Origin of the sequence: Desulfosoma caldarium (genome assembly GCF_003751385.1) — a bacterium.
In the GTDB taxonomy this organism is placed as follows: Bacteria; Desulfobacterota; Syntrophobacteria; order Syntrophobacterales; family DSM-9756; genus Desulfosoma; species Desulfosoma caldarium.
Genome location: NZ_RJVA01000009.1, coordinates 470,709 through 485,504 on the forward strand (window position 1 = coordinate 470,709; position 14,796 = coordinate 485,504).

Sequence of the window (14,796 nt, forward strand, 5' to 3'; positions counted from 1 at the left end):
GTCCCAATTGTCCGGGTCGTCTCATGGGTAAACCCTCATGGCCCAAAGCCCAAAAAAACCGGATCCCTTTCGAATCCGGTCGTTTGGCTGGGGCGCCATTTTCACGCCCCAACGTTCGCCATCGAAGCCCGATGTCAGCAGGGGTGCATTCTGTGGGAGCGAAACACGACGCCATGAGCTCTCGCGGCTCGCGCCGCTCCCACGTGTTTCCCATTCGAAGAAGCGGCTAATGGGTCATTTTTTTCAGTTGCACCGCCAGGCGCCGCAAATGTTCCTGTTCTTCCTTGACCAGCAAGCCGATGAACTGGCGCCCTTTTTCTTCCTCGGTGGCATCCTGCATGCTGAGGAAAAAGATCACGGAATCCTTTTCAAATTCCATGGCCATGCGCAAGGCGTCCACGGCGTCCTGGATCGTGGCGATCTTGGCGTCCACGCTTTCGCTCGTGCGAAACACATGGCCGTCGGCCATCATCTTGAGGTAATGGGCCATTTCGTTGTTGGGGTCATACACGGTCGATTGAGCGGCTTGGGGCGGCAACTGCGCCTTGAGTTCCTGAAACTTTCTCTGGTGTTCCACTTCCTGCTGGGCCAAGTCTCTGAAGATGGCCTGTACATCAGGATCGTCAATCTTGGCCGCAACCTTTTCATAAAAGGCCTTGCCGTTTTCTTCGATTTCCACGGCAATTTGAAACACTTCCGCCGCATTGAATCCAAAGATCATGAAGTTTCTCCTCACAACGCCCTTTGAGGAGGGCTATTCCTTGGCAAAGTCACTTTTGGCGGCGCCGCACACGGGGCAAGTCCAATCATCGGGAAGTTTCTCAAACGGAGTGCCGGGAGCCACACCGTTATCGGGATCGCCTTTCTCAGGGTCGTACACATAACCACAGATCTGACACACATAACGGTCCATCGAATCCTCCTCTCTTGGCATGGTTCTCAATGAAGTCCAGCTTCTCTTACGCAACGCACTGCACTTACATCATGACGATAAGGTCGTTTGCAATATAAATCATGTGTCCGGCATTGCAACGCTCGGGCGGCGTTTTTGCCACACGCGGCGCAAGCGCAAAGCGTTGCTCACCACGGAGACCGAACTGAAGGCCATGGCCGCCGCGGCCACCATGGGGTTCAACATGAGGCCGAAAACCGGATAGAGCACTCCGGCGGCCACGGGAATGCCGGCACAGTTGTAGAAGAAAGCCCAAAAGAGATTTTGGCGAATGGTTTTCAGGGTTAAACGGGACAAGACCATGGCTTCGGCCACCAGGCGCAGATCAGGACGCATGAGGGCAATGTCACCGGCTTCCACCGCCACATCAGTTCCGCTGCCCATGGCCACCCCCACATCGGCGGCGGCCAAGGCCGGCGCATCGTTGATGCCGTCCCCGACCATGGCCGTCACATGGCCGTGCCGTTGCGCCTCACGCACCACGTCCGCTTTATGCTCGGGAAGCACTTCGGCCACCACATGATCAATACCCACAAGAGAGGCCACTGCGCGGGCGGTGGCGGCGTTGTCTCCTGTGATCAAGCCCACGCGTACCCCCAGGCCCTTGAGCGCCTCCACCGCCTCTCGAGCATGGGCTCTGGGGTTGTCCCGCAAAGCCACCATGCCGACGGCCGCAGTACCCCGCGCCACATAGACCACCGTCTTGCCTTCCTGAACCCACGCCTTGGCGGGCGTTTCCAGGGCCTGCACATCCACGTTCCATTCATGCAAGAGGCGCCCATTGCCCACCATCACCACCACCCCGCCCACTCGGCCCCTGGCTCCAAGCCCCGAGAAGGCTTCAAAGCCTTGAACCGCGTCCAAGGACACCCCTTCAGCGCGAGCATGCTCCACAATGGCCCGCCCCAGAGGATGCTCGGATGCCGCTTCCAAAGATGCGGCCAGCTGGAGCACGTCTCGAGGAGACATTCCCGGGACCGCCTTCACGTCCGTGACCACGGGGTGGCCCAAAGTGAGCGTGCCTGTTTTGTCAAAAAAAACCGCATTCACCTTGTGGGCTTTTTCCAGGGTCTCGCCGCTCTTGATGAGAATGCCCGCTTCAGCTCCCAAGCCCGTCCCCACCATGACCGCGGTGGGTGTGGCCAATCCCATGGCACAAGGGCAAGCGATGATGAGCACTGAAACGAAGGTGAGGACCGCTCGGCCCCAATCCAATCCCGGTACCACAAAGGCCCACACCCCGAAGGTGACCACGGCGATGCCGATGACCAGAGGCACAAAGACGGCCGCCACGCGGTCGGCCAGCCTTTGAATGGGGGCCTTAGAGCCTTGGGCTTCTTCCACCAGACGGATGATGCGGGCCAAGGAGGTGTCGGATCCCACGCGTGTCGCCCGCACCACCAGGGCCCCAAAGCCATTGACCGTGCCGGCAAAGACGCGAGCTCCGGGCATCTTGTCCACGGGAAGGCTTTCTCCGGTGAGCATGGATTCATCCACCGCCGAGGTCCCGTCCACCACCTCGCCGTCCACGGGAAGACGTTCTCCTGGCCGAATGCGAAGCAGATCTCCCGGTTCCACCACCTCCACGGGAACCACCTTTTCGACGCCGTTGCGCAGCACGCAGGCCGTGGTGGGTCGCAGTTCCATAAGCCTTTGAATGGCCATGGACGTCTTGCCGCGAGCCCGCGCTTCCAAGTATCGCCCCAACAGCACCAGGGCCACAATCATGGCGGCCCCATCGAAATACAGGTGAGGGTGCAGGCCCGATCGAGCAAAGAAAGAGGGTGCCGCGACGGCGGCCACGGAATACCCATAGGCGGACAGGGCTCCCACGGCCACGAGCGTATTCATATCTGAGGTCTTTTGGCGCAGGGCCTTCCACGCGCCTTCAAAGAACCGGCTGCCCACCCAAAAGACCGCCGGCGTCGTCAAAAGAATGAGAAGCCCTTGAAGCATGGAGGGGGGAATACGATCCACTCCGGGCACATGGGATCCCATGGAAAGGATCATGACAAGGGCCGACAGCACACAGCCCACCACCACGCGGTGCTTCAAATCCGCCGTTTCTTGGCGGCGCCGTGCCTCGAGAGGATCGTGCCGCCGCCCTTCGTCCACAACGCCAAGGAACTCATAGCCCGCCTCAGACAGAACCCGGTCGATGGCCTTGGCGTCCAGGATGCCGTCTTCATGCATGAGGACGGCTTTGCCCGTCGCCAGGTTCACCGCCACGTCCGACACCCCTGGAAGGTCTCTGAGCACATTCTCCACACGCCGCACACAGGCGGCACAGCTCATACCCCCAATGGAGACAATCGTCTTGGCACCGGCTCGCGGGACGACTCCAGAGTCCTCATGGCCTTCTGGGTCTTGGATTCGGACATTGTCAGACGAGCTCATAGCCCGCTTTTTCGATTTTTTGGCGAACCGCCTGCCTATCCAAAGCGCTGGCGGTTTCCACCGTCGCCGTGCCCGTGGCCAAATCCACCTGAACGTGCTGAATGCCCGGAATTTCTTTGAGAGCCTTTTCTACGGCCTTGACGCAGTGGCCACAAGACATGCCCTTGATGTGCAACGTCTCCTGCATGCCGATCCTTTCTTGTCATTTTGTTCGAATGACCAAAGATCAATATGCCCTTCCTTGTGAACGCACCGGTCAGGGCACGGCATCATCCGGAACGCGTCTTTTCCAAAAAGCCAGCAAGCCGTTTCTACCAAAAACCACCTGCACCAGTTCCCATCCCTGCTTGCCACGTTCGTTCAACAGGTTTTCCAAAATGGCCGCCTGATCCACAGGCACATCTTCTAGGGTGCACGTTCCCTGATCCGTACAAAAATAGGCGGTTTCGCGAAACGCTTCTGCCGAATGTCTCGTCACGGAATATTCAAAACGATCCACGTCCGTTCAACTCCTCAGCTTTTTGACAGGCCCCGAAGCCGTGAGATAGACCACATCGCAGCCCGATCCAAGGTGAAAAAGGCTGCGCAGTTCTTCGTCATAGTACGCGCCGATCCCACAGCACCCCAACCCAAGCGCCGTGGAGGCCAAATACACCCGCTGTCCCAGACGACCGGCGTCCAGCATGGCCGACCGGTAACCTCGCGGCCCAAAGCGTTCATGTACACTTGTCCAGAAGACATGGAAGATCACATGAAACAGAGCCTGCTTGAGCCATCCCTGATCCAGGCACGCTCGTGCCGACGACCTACGAATATCTTCTCCGGAAATTTCCTGCGCCACTTCCTCGACGACATTCCAGGCATAAACACCCGGCGGCAATCCGTCGGTTTCACCGCACGCTATGATTACTTGCACGCAAGAGCTCAGAGCGCCGTCCAGTCGCAGGCTGTGCCACAAGGTCTGCCAATTCTCTTTGGTCACGCGGGCGGACACATAGTTGCGATGAGAGCGGCGTCGCCATACGCATTCCGCAAAGGAAAGACCTTCGGGCAGCACCTCGGGACGAGGAATTTTCCTTACTTCCTTTACAAAGTCCTTTGCCTCTTCGCCCGCACCTTTTTCCCCGGCGCCACGCAAAGGTGCCCCCCCTTCTGTCGTACGATGCGCCTCCAGAATGGCGTGCGGCACCGCATCAACTGGACTGAGGCGACACGCTTCAGGCTGCACCGGGTCCCAGGACCGCAATTCGTCCATGAGCGAAAACTCCCGGGCACTGTTTAAGGGCTCCGCCGCTTCCCCTGCCCAAGCTTTCGAAGGCAACCCAATCACCGCCACGCAAGCTTCCCTTTCCGTATCCACTCCCAGAAAGGCATTTAGTTTCGCGTCGTTGAAGCGGTCGTACACGCAAGCCTTGAAGCCTTCCGATCGAAGGACCAAGAGGGCGTTTTCCACAAGATGCCCGGCATCCAGCAGGCAGTACCGATAGGCGCGGTCCCGGTACTTCCATGCACTGCGAAAGAACATCGTCGTGATGAAAAAGGCGGCCGTCGGCAAGGCTTTCGAAGCCAAAAAAGACCCGGAACGCAATCGCACCAGGCGGCTTCGCGCCAGATCGTAGTGGTAAAGGCCGTCGTCCAGCTCCCGCACACCCTGAACGGCTGCGTAAAGCTCGCATGGATAAAGGGCTCCCGCCGAAGGCACGGACCGAAAATAAAAGGCGTCGGCACCCGTGCCACTTTGGGCCGTGATGCCGTAACTTAGGCGTAAGACGCGGCTCAGGGTCTTGAAATCCAGATGGCCCGTTCTCTCCGGAATCGGATCAAAGAGCACCTGAAAAAAAGGCTTGGAAGATCCCTCGATGTCCCAAGACAGAGGCACCTCGGGAAGCCCGTGGTATGTCTTAAAGACCTTCGGACGGGCATTCCAGTCCAAAAACCCTCCACCCAAGGCACCGCGCCGGTACGCCGTCCGTTCATGATACGCAACGCCGCCGCCCACAATCACACTCCTCATGGCTTTGGCCGATTCCCTGAGATCTCAGCCTCCCCACGGCATCTGCGCGTAGGCTTCACTGAGTTTATCTCGAAACTGCCTGAAGAACATTTCGTGCTGCCTTTCCCACCGGGACAGCATCGACAGAGCGTCTTTGACCTTGCCTTGAGCCTTGGAAGCCATGGAAGCGTAAAACTCGCTGAGGTCCTTTTCGATAAGCCATGCGGTATTGAACACGGTGACATCGGGAACCATGGACCCTTGCACACACTGCTCCATGAACTCCTTCTTGGCCCTTTCATCGAAGTAATCCGTAGGCTCCAAGACCAAATCCTGAAGTTGCCCGGGATCCACTTCCTTGCCTTGGTGCAGCTCGTCCAAAATGCGGCTGATGAAGGCGATGTGTTTTTCTTCCTCGGCGATCAGCCTCTTGAAAGCACTGACCGCCGCCCCGATACCGAGGCGCTGCAGCGCTGTTTGGAAAAACATTTTTCCCGTCTCTTCCTGATTCAGCGCATATTCGAACACCTTGATGACCGCTTGATTGGCGCTCATGACCTCTCTCCTTCAAGCCCTGTCAGCTTCTTTCTCTTTTTCACCTCATCTTTTTTCAACGCACCTCGTTCAAGAGGGTGCGCAGGTGTTCCACGTCGGTGGTCGGCGCCGCACACTGCCTGGCTCGGCACACATAGGCCGTCGTCCGGCCTTCCACAGGTTGCATGGGCACCACAAAGGGGGCCAGCTTTTCGAGGAGGGCGCGCCGCGTTTCGTCCAAGTGTTTGACGACAAGGGCCGTTCGAGGCCGAAACCCTTCACGCACGCACCGCACCATGGCCTCGTTTTCCAGGCTTGGGCCCGTTCCCACCAGCACCACTTCGCACCCCGGACCCAAGAGGCGATCAAAGCCGTTGAGAAAATGCGTGTAAGCTCGAGGGTATTTTTTGACTTCATGGGCAAAGGCGCGCACAATGCCGTCGGCCGCCTTTTCCCAACGCGCCTCGCCGGTGATTTGGCCAAGACGGGCCAAGGTGTTCAGAGCTGTGGAATTGCCCGAGGGCAAGGCTCCGTCGTACACTTGGCGTTCCTTGATGATGAGCTCCTCCGCATCCTTGGCCGTGTAATCCAAACCGCCTCTTTCTGAATTCCAGAACAGGGCCAGCATGAGCTCGTGCACATCCACGGCCTTTTGCAGGAACTGCGGGTCGAAAGAGGCTTCGTAAAGTTCTAGCAAAGCCCATGCAAGAAATGCATAGTCGTCCAAAAAGCCGTGATGGGCCACGTGGCCGTGGCGAAACCGGCGGTACAGGCGGCCCTGAGGGTCTCGAAGCGTGTTCCAGACAAACTGCACCGCCTTGGTCGCCGCCATGAGGTATTGTGCCTCCCCCAGAACTCGATATCCCAGGGCCAGGGCGGCAGCCATGAGGCCGTTCCACGCCGTGAGAATTTTGTCGTCCTTAAGAGGGGCCGGCCGAGTCTTGCGGTGGTTGAAAAGGGCCTGCCGAGCGTTTTCCATGAGGTCCACAAAGGCGGGCACGCTCAAGCCGGCTCGTGAAGCGAGCGTTTCCGGCATTTCGGCCAGATGCAACACGCTGCGGCCTTTTTCAAAATTACCTTTGGCCGTGACACCGAAGTATTCACAGGCCCACCGCGCCTGATCTTCCGGCAGCACGGCGCGTATCTCTTCCGGCGTCCATGTGTAAAACAGCCCTTCTTCGCCCTCGGTGTCGGCATCTTCCGCGGAATAAAATCCTCCTTCCGCGTCGGTCATGTCCCGCAAAACATAGGCGAAGATTTCCCCGGCCACGTGAGCATAAAAGGCCTTGCCCGTCACCTGATAGGTTTCCAAGTAGGCCATGGCCAAAAGGGCTTGATCGTAGAGCATCTTTTCAAAGTGGGGCACGAGCCATCGTGCATCCACGGAATAGCGGTGAAACCCGTAGGCCAACTGATCGAAAAGGCCGCCTTGGCGCATGGCCATAAGGGTCTCTTCCACCATGCCCAGAGCCGCCGGATTTTCGGTGCGAGCATGGTAGCGCAGTAAAAAGGTCAACTGATGGGGCGTGGGGAACTTGGGCGCGTCCCCAAAGCCGCCCCACCGCGGGTCAAAGGCTCCTCGAAGCTGGCTAAAGCCCTGCTCCAGATCGCTTTCCTCCAAAAAAGATTCCGGACCTTGGGAAGCTTGCTGAAGCACTTCCACGATCTTGTACCCGGTGGTCATCAGCTTGGGTCGTTCCTCGCGCCACAGCCGATGCACCTCCTGCAACAAATCCAGAAATCCAGGCATCCCCAGGCGCGCCGTCTTGGGAAAGTAGGTGCCGGCAAAAAAGGGCACCTTTTCCGGCGTCAAAAACACGGACAGCGGCCATCCGCCATGCCCGGCGATCACCTGACAGACGCTCATGTAGACGCCGTCGATGTCCGGACGTTCCTCACGGTCCACCTTAACGGCCACAAAATGCTCATTGAGGTAACGGGCCACCTCGGGGTCTTCAAAGGACTCATGGGCCATCACATGGCACCAGTGGCATGTGGCATACCCGATGCTCAAAAAAACGGGTTTGTCCTCACGCCGCGCCTTGGCAAAAGCCTCTTCCCCCCATGGATGCCAGTCCACGGGGTTGTGGGCGTGCTGCAAAAGATAGGGGCTCTTTTCCCCGACCAGCCTATTGGGCATGCCGTATCCTTATCGAGGCGTCTCGTCTTGACCGCCCGCATACGCGGTGAATTTGGTAAAATCGATGGGTTGTCCGCATTGAGCGCACACATGCTTCTTGTCGAATTTGTCGGAAAAGATTTCCTTTTCCGCACTGCACCCATCACACTTGCACACAAAGGAACGCAAATCCTTGAACTGTTCAAATCCCAGACAATGCCTCGGCGTCGTCGTGGGCTCTTCCTTTCATAACCGTTGTCTGCTTCGCGTTGCCAAACCATCTCTTCAACGAGGCCCTCTCGCCGGTAGGCGGGCTGGCACTTCGGCGCGGTGCCCTATGCGTCGAGGAGGGCAAGGCCGCCGTGTTGGTTAAGCGCCGCTCTGAAGTTTGCGAGCGATTTCCTGAGCGTAGCGTTTCGCCATCGACACAGCGCCGCTCATAGCTCCGGATTTCAGCTTCAAGGGACCGCTCACCATGTCCATCTGGTAGATGTTTTTCATGGTTTCAAAGATCCGCCCCGGCGCCTCCCCGCTCCACCCAAAGGAACCAAAGGCTCCGCCAACCTTTCCCTTCAGGTCGTATTGCTCCAACTTGAAAAGAAAGGTCTTCATCGGCTGCATCATCTCACCGTGATACGTGGCCGATCCCAAAACAAGGGCATCAAAGGCTTCAGGGCTCTCGTGAGCCTGTTCAAAGGCCTGCACCGCCATGATCGTGACATCCACTCCGGCCTCGCGCAGCCCTTCAGCGATGAGTTCCCCGATGCCCTTGGTTTGGTTCGTCCGTGTGGTATAAAGCACGAGGGCTTTGGACACGACCATGCTCCTTTCCGCTCAGTTGGACTCCTCCACATCTTCCACATGGACCACGGTACCCTTGTGTTTGGTTCCGCACGTGGGGCAAAGGATCTCCATTTCTTCTTCCGGGCCGATATACTTATCCCTCAGCTTTTCCGGACCCAAAAACGTCACGTCGCCACAAGCACACTGGGGACATTGGCCTCGAACCGTGTATCTTTTCTTCGTCATGGCGGATCCTCCTTTGTTAGAATGTGATGATCTGAAACCCTTGGTCCACATACCTGGCCAGACTCGCGTGACCTTTCATGTCCGCGAGCACCTTTAAACCTTCCTTTTCCACGGCATCGAGGACACCAAATTGCACGGAACAAGCCCGACACACACCGTGGATCAAGCCGGCGGTTTTGACCTGCCTATACAGCCCATGCATGGCGTGATCGGGGGCAGCGATTTGGGGAATCACCTGCACGGCCGCTCCTTCCACCACCACGGCTGTTTCGTAGCCCCTTTGGGCAAAATCCAAAGCATTGAGCAGCACGTGCACGAAGCACATGATTTCGCCTCGAAAGGCACACAAAGCGACCCTTTTGTCCATCCTCGCTTCCTCCCTCGTCTCGGCTGAACAAGGCACGTGGCCGGCATGGCGCGGCGCACGCCGCACCTCCGCTCCGAGCTCCTCGAACAGGCTGTCACGGTGATGGAAGCTTTTGCAGCTCCTTCAGAATGCTTTCCAATGAAGGCCTCTCATTGATGTCATGAATATCAATGTAACGAATCACGCCCTCCTTGTCGATGATGAAGGTGGCCCGTTCCGAAACGCCATCGGAACGTAGGACGCCATACCGAGATGCCACCTCTCCGTGAGGCCAGAAATCCGAAAGGACCGGAAACCACAACCCGCCCATCTCCTGCGTCCAAGCAAAGAGTGTGGGAAGATTATCCACACTGATACCTAAAACCACCGCGTCGTGCGCTTCAAAAAGCTCTTTGGCGATATTGTAGCCCGGCCACTGATCAGAACAGACCGGCGTCCACGCCGCGGGCACGAAGGAAAGCACCACATGTTTTTGCCCGCGAAACTGAGATAACTGCACTTTTTCACCCGAAATGGAGGGCAACGTGAAGTCGGGAGCCACATCACCCACACGCACCTTGAGTGTGGAATCCACGGGCTTCAACGGCCCAGGTGTGTAAATCTTTCCCTGAAAGGCTTCGGAAATTCCATGGGCCGGGGGCGTCCACACCGAGCTCAGGACCACCATGGCCATGATCAGAGCACCACCAAGGCGCCACATCCAGCTTCTGTCCATATTTGCTTCCCTCAACCCCGGCTCTTTGAAGAATGCCTCGACGGCTTGGCCACATTCTTTTCGGGCCGGCAAACCTTAAGGCCCCATGAGCCGGCGGTAAAAATCTTCAGGCGATCCAATACTGCCCGCTTGAGAATACACGACGGAGCGCTTGCCGTCGGGTCCTCTCCGGACGGCGATGAAATACGGAGTGCGCACCTGTCCCAAGGTTTTGTGCACGCTGTAGTCTCCATCGGCAATCAGGGGAAAAGGCACTTTATATTTCTTGGCAAAAACATCCACTTCAAACGCCGTGTTGCCCGCCCCGATGCCGAGAATCTTCACGGTCTTGCCCGGCCGGTTTTTTTTCTGAGCCAGTTCGTAAAAGGCGTTCACCACCGGCGCTTCCCTTTGACAGTACGGGCAATACATGCTGAAGATTTCCACCACCACCAGATCGGCATCCACTTGGTCCACGGTAAAGGTTTGGGCTTCGCCGAGACCAAGATAGTCCCGCATGGCCGGATCCTTGGGCGCTTCCAGTGCGATGGAGGGGAAGGTGCCGCCCACATCGGGCAAACCCGATTCGGCATGAGCCCACCCCGCCCATGCCAGGCACGCTCCAAAAAGGAGAAGAACAAAAAGTTTCGCAGGAAAAGTCTTAAGCCGCCTCATGCATTCACCTCCTGGTCGACTGGAGCGACCCCATGCGCTCAAGCCACTCCATCTCCCGAAGCCCCTTGGATTGGAACCAACGCCCATTGTCAAACACACTATAGTCAGCCCCCATCATGGCTGATGAAAAGCGAATGGAATTGGCGAAAAAGAACCATTGTTCCACCCATCTCTTTTCCAGAGGTTCGTCAAAGGGATTGTCCGGAAGGCCTCTGGAGCGCTTCTCTTTCCACGACTGAACCATGATGTCCGTGGCCGTTTTGGTCATGCGGTTGGTTTCTTCAATGGTTTTTTCAAAACGTTGCCAATGCCCGTGAACCCATTGGGTTCCATGACAAGCAGAACACACCGCCTGCATGGTGGCGCGCCGCCTGTCCTGTTCGTCCGCATCGATGAGGGCACGGGACACCCAGGAGCCGTCTAGTTCCGTGGGCAAGGCCAGGCCTTTGGCATTTTTGATGGTGTGCACCCGGGCTTCTCGAGGATGGGGATGGGCATAGATGAGGCCGAATATGCGCCAAGGAAGCCGATCGTTCATGGCATGGGAACGTTTGGCCACCACGTTCTTGGCCTCATCCACCAGCAAACTCACATGGCACGTGGCACAAGTCGGCGCCTTCATATCCTTGCCCACCACCCACGGCACGTTGGAAAAATTCCATTGCCCTTTGAGCGCACCGTAAAGGTTGCCGTGCTTGCTCACACTGTAGATCTTGTAGGCGGGAACATCGGGCCCCTTGTGGCACTGGCTGCATGTTTCCGGCTTTCGAGCCACTTCAATGGAAAAGCTATGGCGTGCATGGCAGGACGCACACGAACCGTTGGATCCATCGGGATTTCGGCGACCGACCCCCACATTGGGCCAGCCGGAAAGCACGACAAAATCCATCGTGTCGAAGTCCGTGTCCCGGGAAACAGTGCCCTGAACTCGAACATCTGTGCCGTGGCAATTGAGGCACGAGTCCTCATTGGTATGAGCCATGGGGGGCAGGGTTTGAAGGGACGTTCCCTCAAGAGTCTGAAGGCCGTTGATGGCTTGAATCAATTGACCATACAAAGGATTTTTCATCAGGTTGTCGTGGGCATGGGCCATGAGGTTGCGCTGATACTGCACCGCTTCTTCCTGATGGCAGGTGCGGCAATCCTCCGGGCTCACCACCACGTACATGCTGTAGCCGTTGTGCTCCACGGTGTCCTTGTGCGCTTCGGCGCGCACGGTATGGCATTCGGCACACCCCACACTGTGACTTTTGAGACCCTGCGGCACTTCCGAGGCACTCACTTTGCGAGAAAGGGGCTCTACGGCCATGGCCTCGGCAGGCGTCACTTGCGCGTGGCGGCTTTGTTGCCAGTCGGAAACAATGCCCGGCGTGGCTTGGATGTGACATGACAAACAGTCTTGGGTTTCGGCGCTGTGCGGCGCGGCATGAAGCCGTCCCGGCAATCCCTCGCCGTAAAACAGCGCGCCGAGAACTATGAATAGAACAAAGGGGCGACCTTTCTTCACCTCGGCACCTCCTCGCTCATCCCAAAGCCACATCGAGGATCATCATGGAGACAAAACCCAGCAAGCACGCCATGGTGACCACATCCGTGTGACCACCCCTTTGCGCTTCCGGGATCACTTCTTCCACCACCACATAGATCATGGCCCCCGCAGCAAAACTTAAGGCATAGGGAAGCAACGCCAGGAAAGTGGCCGCCATGGCGGCTCCAAACACCGCCGCCACCGGTTCCACCGCCCCGGACAATTGCCCGTACCAGAAACTCTGCAAACGCCCTAGACCTTCGCGCCGAAGGGGAACGGAAACCGCCGTGCCTTCCGGTAGATTCTGCAACCCGATGCCCAAAGCCAAAGCTACGGCGCCCGAAACGGTCGCTTCAGGAATATGGGCGGACGCGGCCCCGAACGCCACGCCCACGGCTAGGCCTTCCGGAATGTTATGGATCGTGATGGCCAAAACCAGCAAAATGCTGCGCCGCCATCGCGTAGGCCAACCCTCGGCTTCGGTCGTTGGAAAACCCAAGTGCACATGGGGCAACACCGCATCGATCCCGCGAAGGAAAAGGCCTCCCGCTAAAAAACCCGCGGCGGCGGGCATCCACGGCAGGGACGCCTCTTGCGAAAGCTTCAACGCCGGCTCCAAAAGAGACCAATAACTGGCGGCCATCATGACCCCTGCCGCATAACCCAGCATGGCATCCAGAAACCTCTGGGAAAAAGACCGGCGCCAGAAAACGGCAGAAGCCCCAAGAGCCGTCATGAACCAGGTAAAAAGGGTCGCCGCCAGGGCCTGAGCCACCGAGGAGCGGGCATGAAAGGTGTCCCAAAGGTTTTCCACAATCAGGCTATTTCCCATTAAAGCGTCGTCCACGGGCGGGTTTGAGACGCCGAGAAAACCCGGATCGCCGCCACACTGTGGTGCAGCGGGCACCACGCCGACAGCAGGTGAGGCTCCCACACTCGCCGTGTCGCGGCTTGCGCCGCTCCTTCATCAAGCCATTTTCTCTGGGGGAATGCCGCACGGCTCGATGCGAGATTCCAAAAGCCTAAGATTTGCGGTCCCTTCCGCCTCTACGTTTTTGAGGGCGCGGGCAAACACCCCTCGCGGGATTTCATCTCCCGCTTTTCGCAGGCAGGCATAGACGTGTGCGCTCATGCTGGTGAATTCAGCGTGGTGGCCGGCAACCCCCAAGGGACAGCCCTCTGCCTACGTGACGGCTCCGGCACCGTCCAAGCGCGCTCGGCTCTTTTCCATAAACCATCCCTGAGGATCCGTGTAATAGAATCGCAAATCCTGAAGCACTCTATGATGTTCTCGCTCCTCGGCCGACAGGCGCCTCAGGAACTCCTTCTGGAAGGGATCCGTCAGCTGCTGCATCTCTTCTTCAAACAGTCGAATGCACGCCTCTTCCAGTTGAATGCCGGCATCCAGAGCCTTGATTTCGTCCGTACACGCCTCGGGCAGCTTGTCGTGATCCAAGGAGATCCTATGGGCTAGGCGCTGAAAGAGGTTCTGCTCTGAAGGCTCATACCGACACGCAGCCGTCCAGTCCTTTCCTGCCTGCAGCTCTTCGTTGATTCGCGACAAGGCCTTTTCGTGTTCCTGCTCCGCTTCGTACAGGATACGAAACGTCTCCCGCCCTACAGCGTCTTCACAGGACGCCATGGCCTCCTGGTATAGCTTTTCTTTTTTTCCCTTAAGTTCCAAGGCCTTGCACAGAAGATTGACCAGCGAGGTTCCTGCCGGTTCCATCGGTTTTTCTCCTTGAATCCCTTGTGGTGGACGGTTTGTGGCCCTCAGATGCCCCAGGATGCCGCTTCACCTGTTTTGTCGAACCCTGCGCCCATTCGTCGGCAACCTGCAGGCTTTCCTACACCCAAGCTGATGGCCGCACAATCCGGTAGCACGCCGGCAGAAAAGCTCCTCGGCCTTTCTGCCGGCTTTTTCATGGAGGTTTCGAGCGCTGCCCGGCCGTGAATTTAGGGCGCTGCACCCCTATTTGACGGCGGGGGCCACCAAGGTCGTTCCCGGAGGCAGGGTAAAAACCCTTTGGCCCAGCTCTTTGTCCAGCATGAAAAGGCCGCCCTGGGCTTCGCCCATGAGCTTCATTTGCTGGACGATCTCACCGACACTGGCCTCCTCTTCCACCTGCTCGGAAACGAACCACTGCAGAAAATTGTTGGTGGCATGATCTCTTTCCGCAATGGCCAGATCCACCAGCTGATGAATGAGGCCCGTGACCTTGTTCTCGTGCTCGGCGACGTGTTCAAACATGGCCAAAGGAGAATCCCAACGGCTCGGCGGCGCTTCGACGGCCCTCAAGAGCACTCGTCCGCCACGTTCGGTGACAAAGTCGTAGAATTTCACCGCATGAGACAACTCTTCCAGGGCCTGAGCTTCCATCCAGCGGGCACAGCCGTTGAGGCCCACCTCACGACAATAAGCCGCCATGGCCAAGTACAGGTACGAGGAATACAGTTCAGCGTTGATCTGGTCGTTCAATGCTGTGGCCATCTTTTCACTCAACATAC

At 57.8% G+C, this 14,796-nt stretch carries 18 protein-coding genes; all 18 read right to left on the reverse strand.

The features are described from left to right. Nucleotides 1–226: 226 nt before the first annotated feature. The 18 genes from EDC27_RS02660 to EDC27_RS02750 all read right to left on the reverse strand — a co-directional run bounded on the left by EDC27_RS02660 (nt 227) and on the right by EDC27_RS02750 (nt 14,794). Nucleotides 227–721, reverse strand: coding sequence for a ferritin-like domain-containing protein (locus EDC27_RS02660; RefSeq protein ID WP_123289062.1), 495 nt, complete (start codon nt 719–721; stop codon nt 227–229). 33 nt (nt 722–754) lie between these two features. Beyond that, nucleotides 755–913, reverse strand: a complete 159-nt coding sequence (rd, locus tag EDC27_RS02665; RefSeq protein WP_123289063.1) for a rubredoxin — start codon at nt 911–913, stop codon at nt 755–757. Between the two features lie 99 nt (nt 914–1,012). Beyond that, nucleotides 1,013–3,349: a heavy metal translocating P-type ATPase gene (locus EDC27_RS02670; RefSeq protein ID WP_123289064.1), complete on the reverse strand. Its 2,337-nt coding sequence runs from the start codon at nt 3,347–3,349 to the stop codon at nt 1,013–1,015. After that, complete coding sequence (locus EDC27_RS02675; RefSeq protein ID WP_123289065.1) at nt 3,336–3,536, reverse strand: heavy-metal-associated domain-containing protein; 201 nt, start codon at nt 3,534–3,536, stop codon at nt 3,336–3,338. Before EDC27_RS02675 ends, EDC27_RS02670 begins: the two co-directional genes overlap by 14 nt. 69 nt (nt 3,537–3,605) lie before the next feature. Further along, nucleotides 3,606–3,848, reverse strand: coding sequence for a hypothetical protein (locus EDC27_RS02680; RefSeq protein WP_123289066.1), 243 nt, complete (start codon nt 3,846–3,848; stop codon nt 3,606–3,608). Between the two features lie 6 nt (nt 3,849–3,854). Beyond that, entirely contained in the window at nt 3,855–5,363 is a 1,509-nt protein-coding gene (locus tag EDC27_RS02685) for a SagB/ThcOx family dehydrogenase (protein ID WP_123289067.1), read from the reverse strand. A gap of 24 nt (nt 5,364–5,387) precedes the next feature. Then, nucleotides 5,388–5,897: a hypothetical protein gene (locus EDC27_RS02690; protein WP_123289068.1), complete on the reverse strand. Its 510-nt coding sequence runs from the start codon at nt 5,895–5,897 to the stop codon at nt 5,388–5,390. A gap of 55 nt (nt 5,898–5,952) precedes the next feature. Then, nucleotides 5,953–8,016: a thioredoxin domain-containing protein gene (locus tag EDC27_RS02695; protein ID WP_123289069.1), complete on the reverse strand. Its 2,064-nt coding sequence runs from the start codon at nt 8,014–8,016 to the stop codon at nt 5,953–5,955. 9 nt (nt 8,017–8,025) lie between these two features. Then, nucleotides 8,026–8,172, reverse strand: a complete 147-nt coding sequence (locus EDC27_RS02700) for a hypothetical protein (protein WP_245994177.1) — start codon at nt 8,170–8,172, stop codon at nt 8,026–8,028. A 192-nt stretch (nt 8,173–8,364) separates the two neighbouring features. Next, nucleotides 8,365–8,817: a flavodoxin domain-containing protein gene (locus tag EDC27_RS02705; protein WP_407923340.1), complete on the reverse strand. Its 453-nt coding sequence runs from the start codon at nt 8,815–8,817 to the stop codon at nt 8,365–8,367. A gap of 12 nt (nt 8,818–8,829) precedes the next feature. Next, a complete protein-coding gene (locus EDC27_RS02710) occupies nt 8,830–9,024 on the reverse strand; it encodes a hypothetical protein (protein ID WP_123289071.1) in 195 nt (64 codons plus the stop codon). A gap of 16 nt (nt 9,025–9,040) precedes the next feature. Beyond that, complete coding sequence (locus EDC27_RS02715) at nt 9,041–9,391, reverse strand: DsrE family protein (protein ID WP_123289072.1); 351 nt, start codon at nt 9,389–9,391, stop codon at nt 9,041–9,043. A gap of 94 nt (nt 9,392–9,485) precedes the next feature. Beyond that, the gene (locus EDC27_RS02720) at nt 9,486–10,106 is read right to left on the reverse strand and encodes a peroxiredoxin (protein ID WP_245994180.1); all 621 of its coding nucleotides are present in this window, start codon (nt 10,104–10,106) and stop codon (nt 9,486–9,488) included. A gap of 75 nt (nt 10,107–10,181) precedes the next feature. After that, the gene (locus tag EDC27_RS02725; protein WP_245994182.1) at nt 10,182–10,760 is read right to left on the reverse strand and encodes a peroxiredoxin family protein; all 579 of its coding nucleotides are present in this window, start codon (nt 10,758–10,760) and stop codon (nt 10,182–10,184) included. A 4-nt stretch (nt 10,761–10,764) separates the two neighbouring features. Then, complete coding sequence (locus tag EDC27_RS02730) at nt 10,765–12,267, reverse strand: multiheme c-type cytochrome (RefSeq protein WP_211334747.1); 1,503 nt, start codon at nt 12,265–12,267, stop codon at nt 10,765–10,767. A gap of 16 nt (nt 12,268–12,283) precedes the next feature. Next, nucleotides 12,284–13,120, reverse strand: a complete 837-nt coding sequence (locus EDC27_RS02735) for a ZIP family metal transporter (protein WP_123289160.1) — start codon at nt 13,118–13,120, stop codon at nt 12,284–12,286. A gap of 351 nt (nt 13,121–13,471) precedes the next feature. Continuing rightward, nucleotides 13,472–14,017: a ferritin family protein gene (locus EDC27_RS02745; RefSeq protein ID WP_123289075.1), complete on the reverse strand. Its 546-nt coding sequence runs from the start codon at nt 14,015–14,017 to the stop codon at nt 13,472–13,474. 243 nt (nt 14,018–14,260) lie between these two features. Further along, the gene (locus tag EDC27_RS02750) at nt 14,261–14,794 is read right to left on the reverse strand and encodes a ferritin (protein WP_123289076.1); all 534 of its coding nucleotides are present in this window, start codon (nt 14,792–14,794) and stop codon (nt 14,261–14,263) included. Nucleotides 14,795–14,796: the final 2 nt, after the last annotated feature.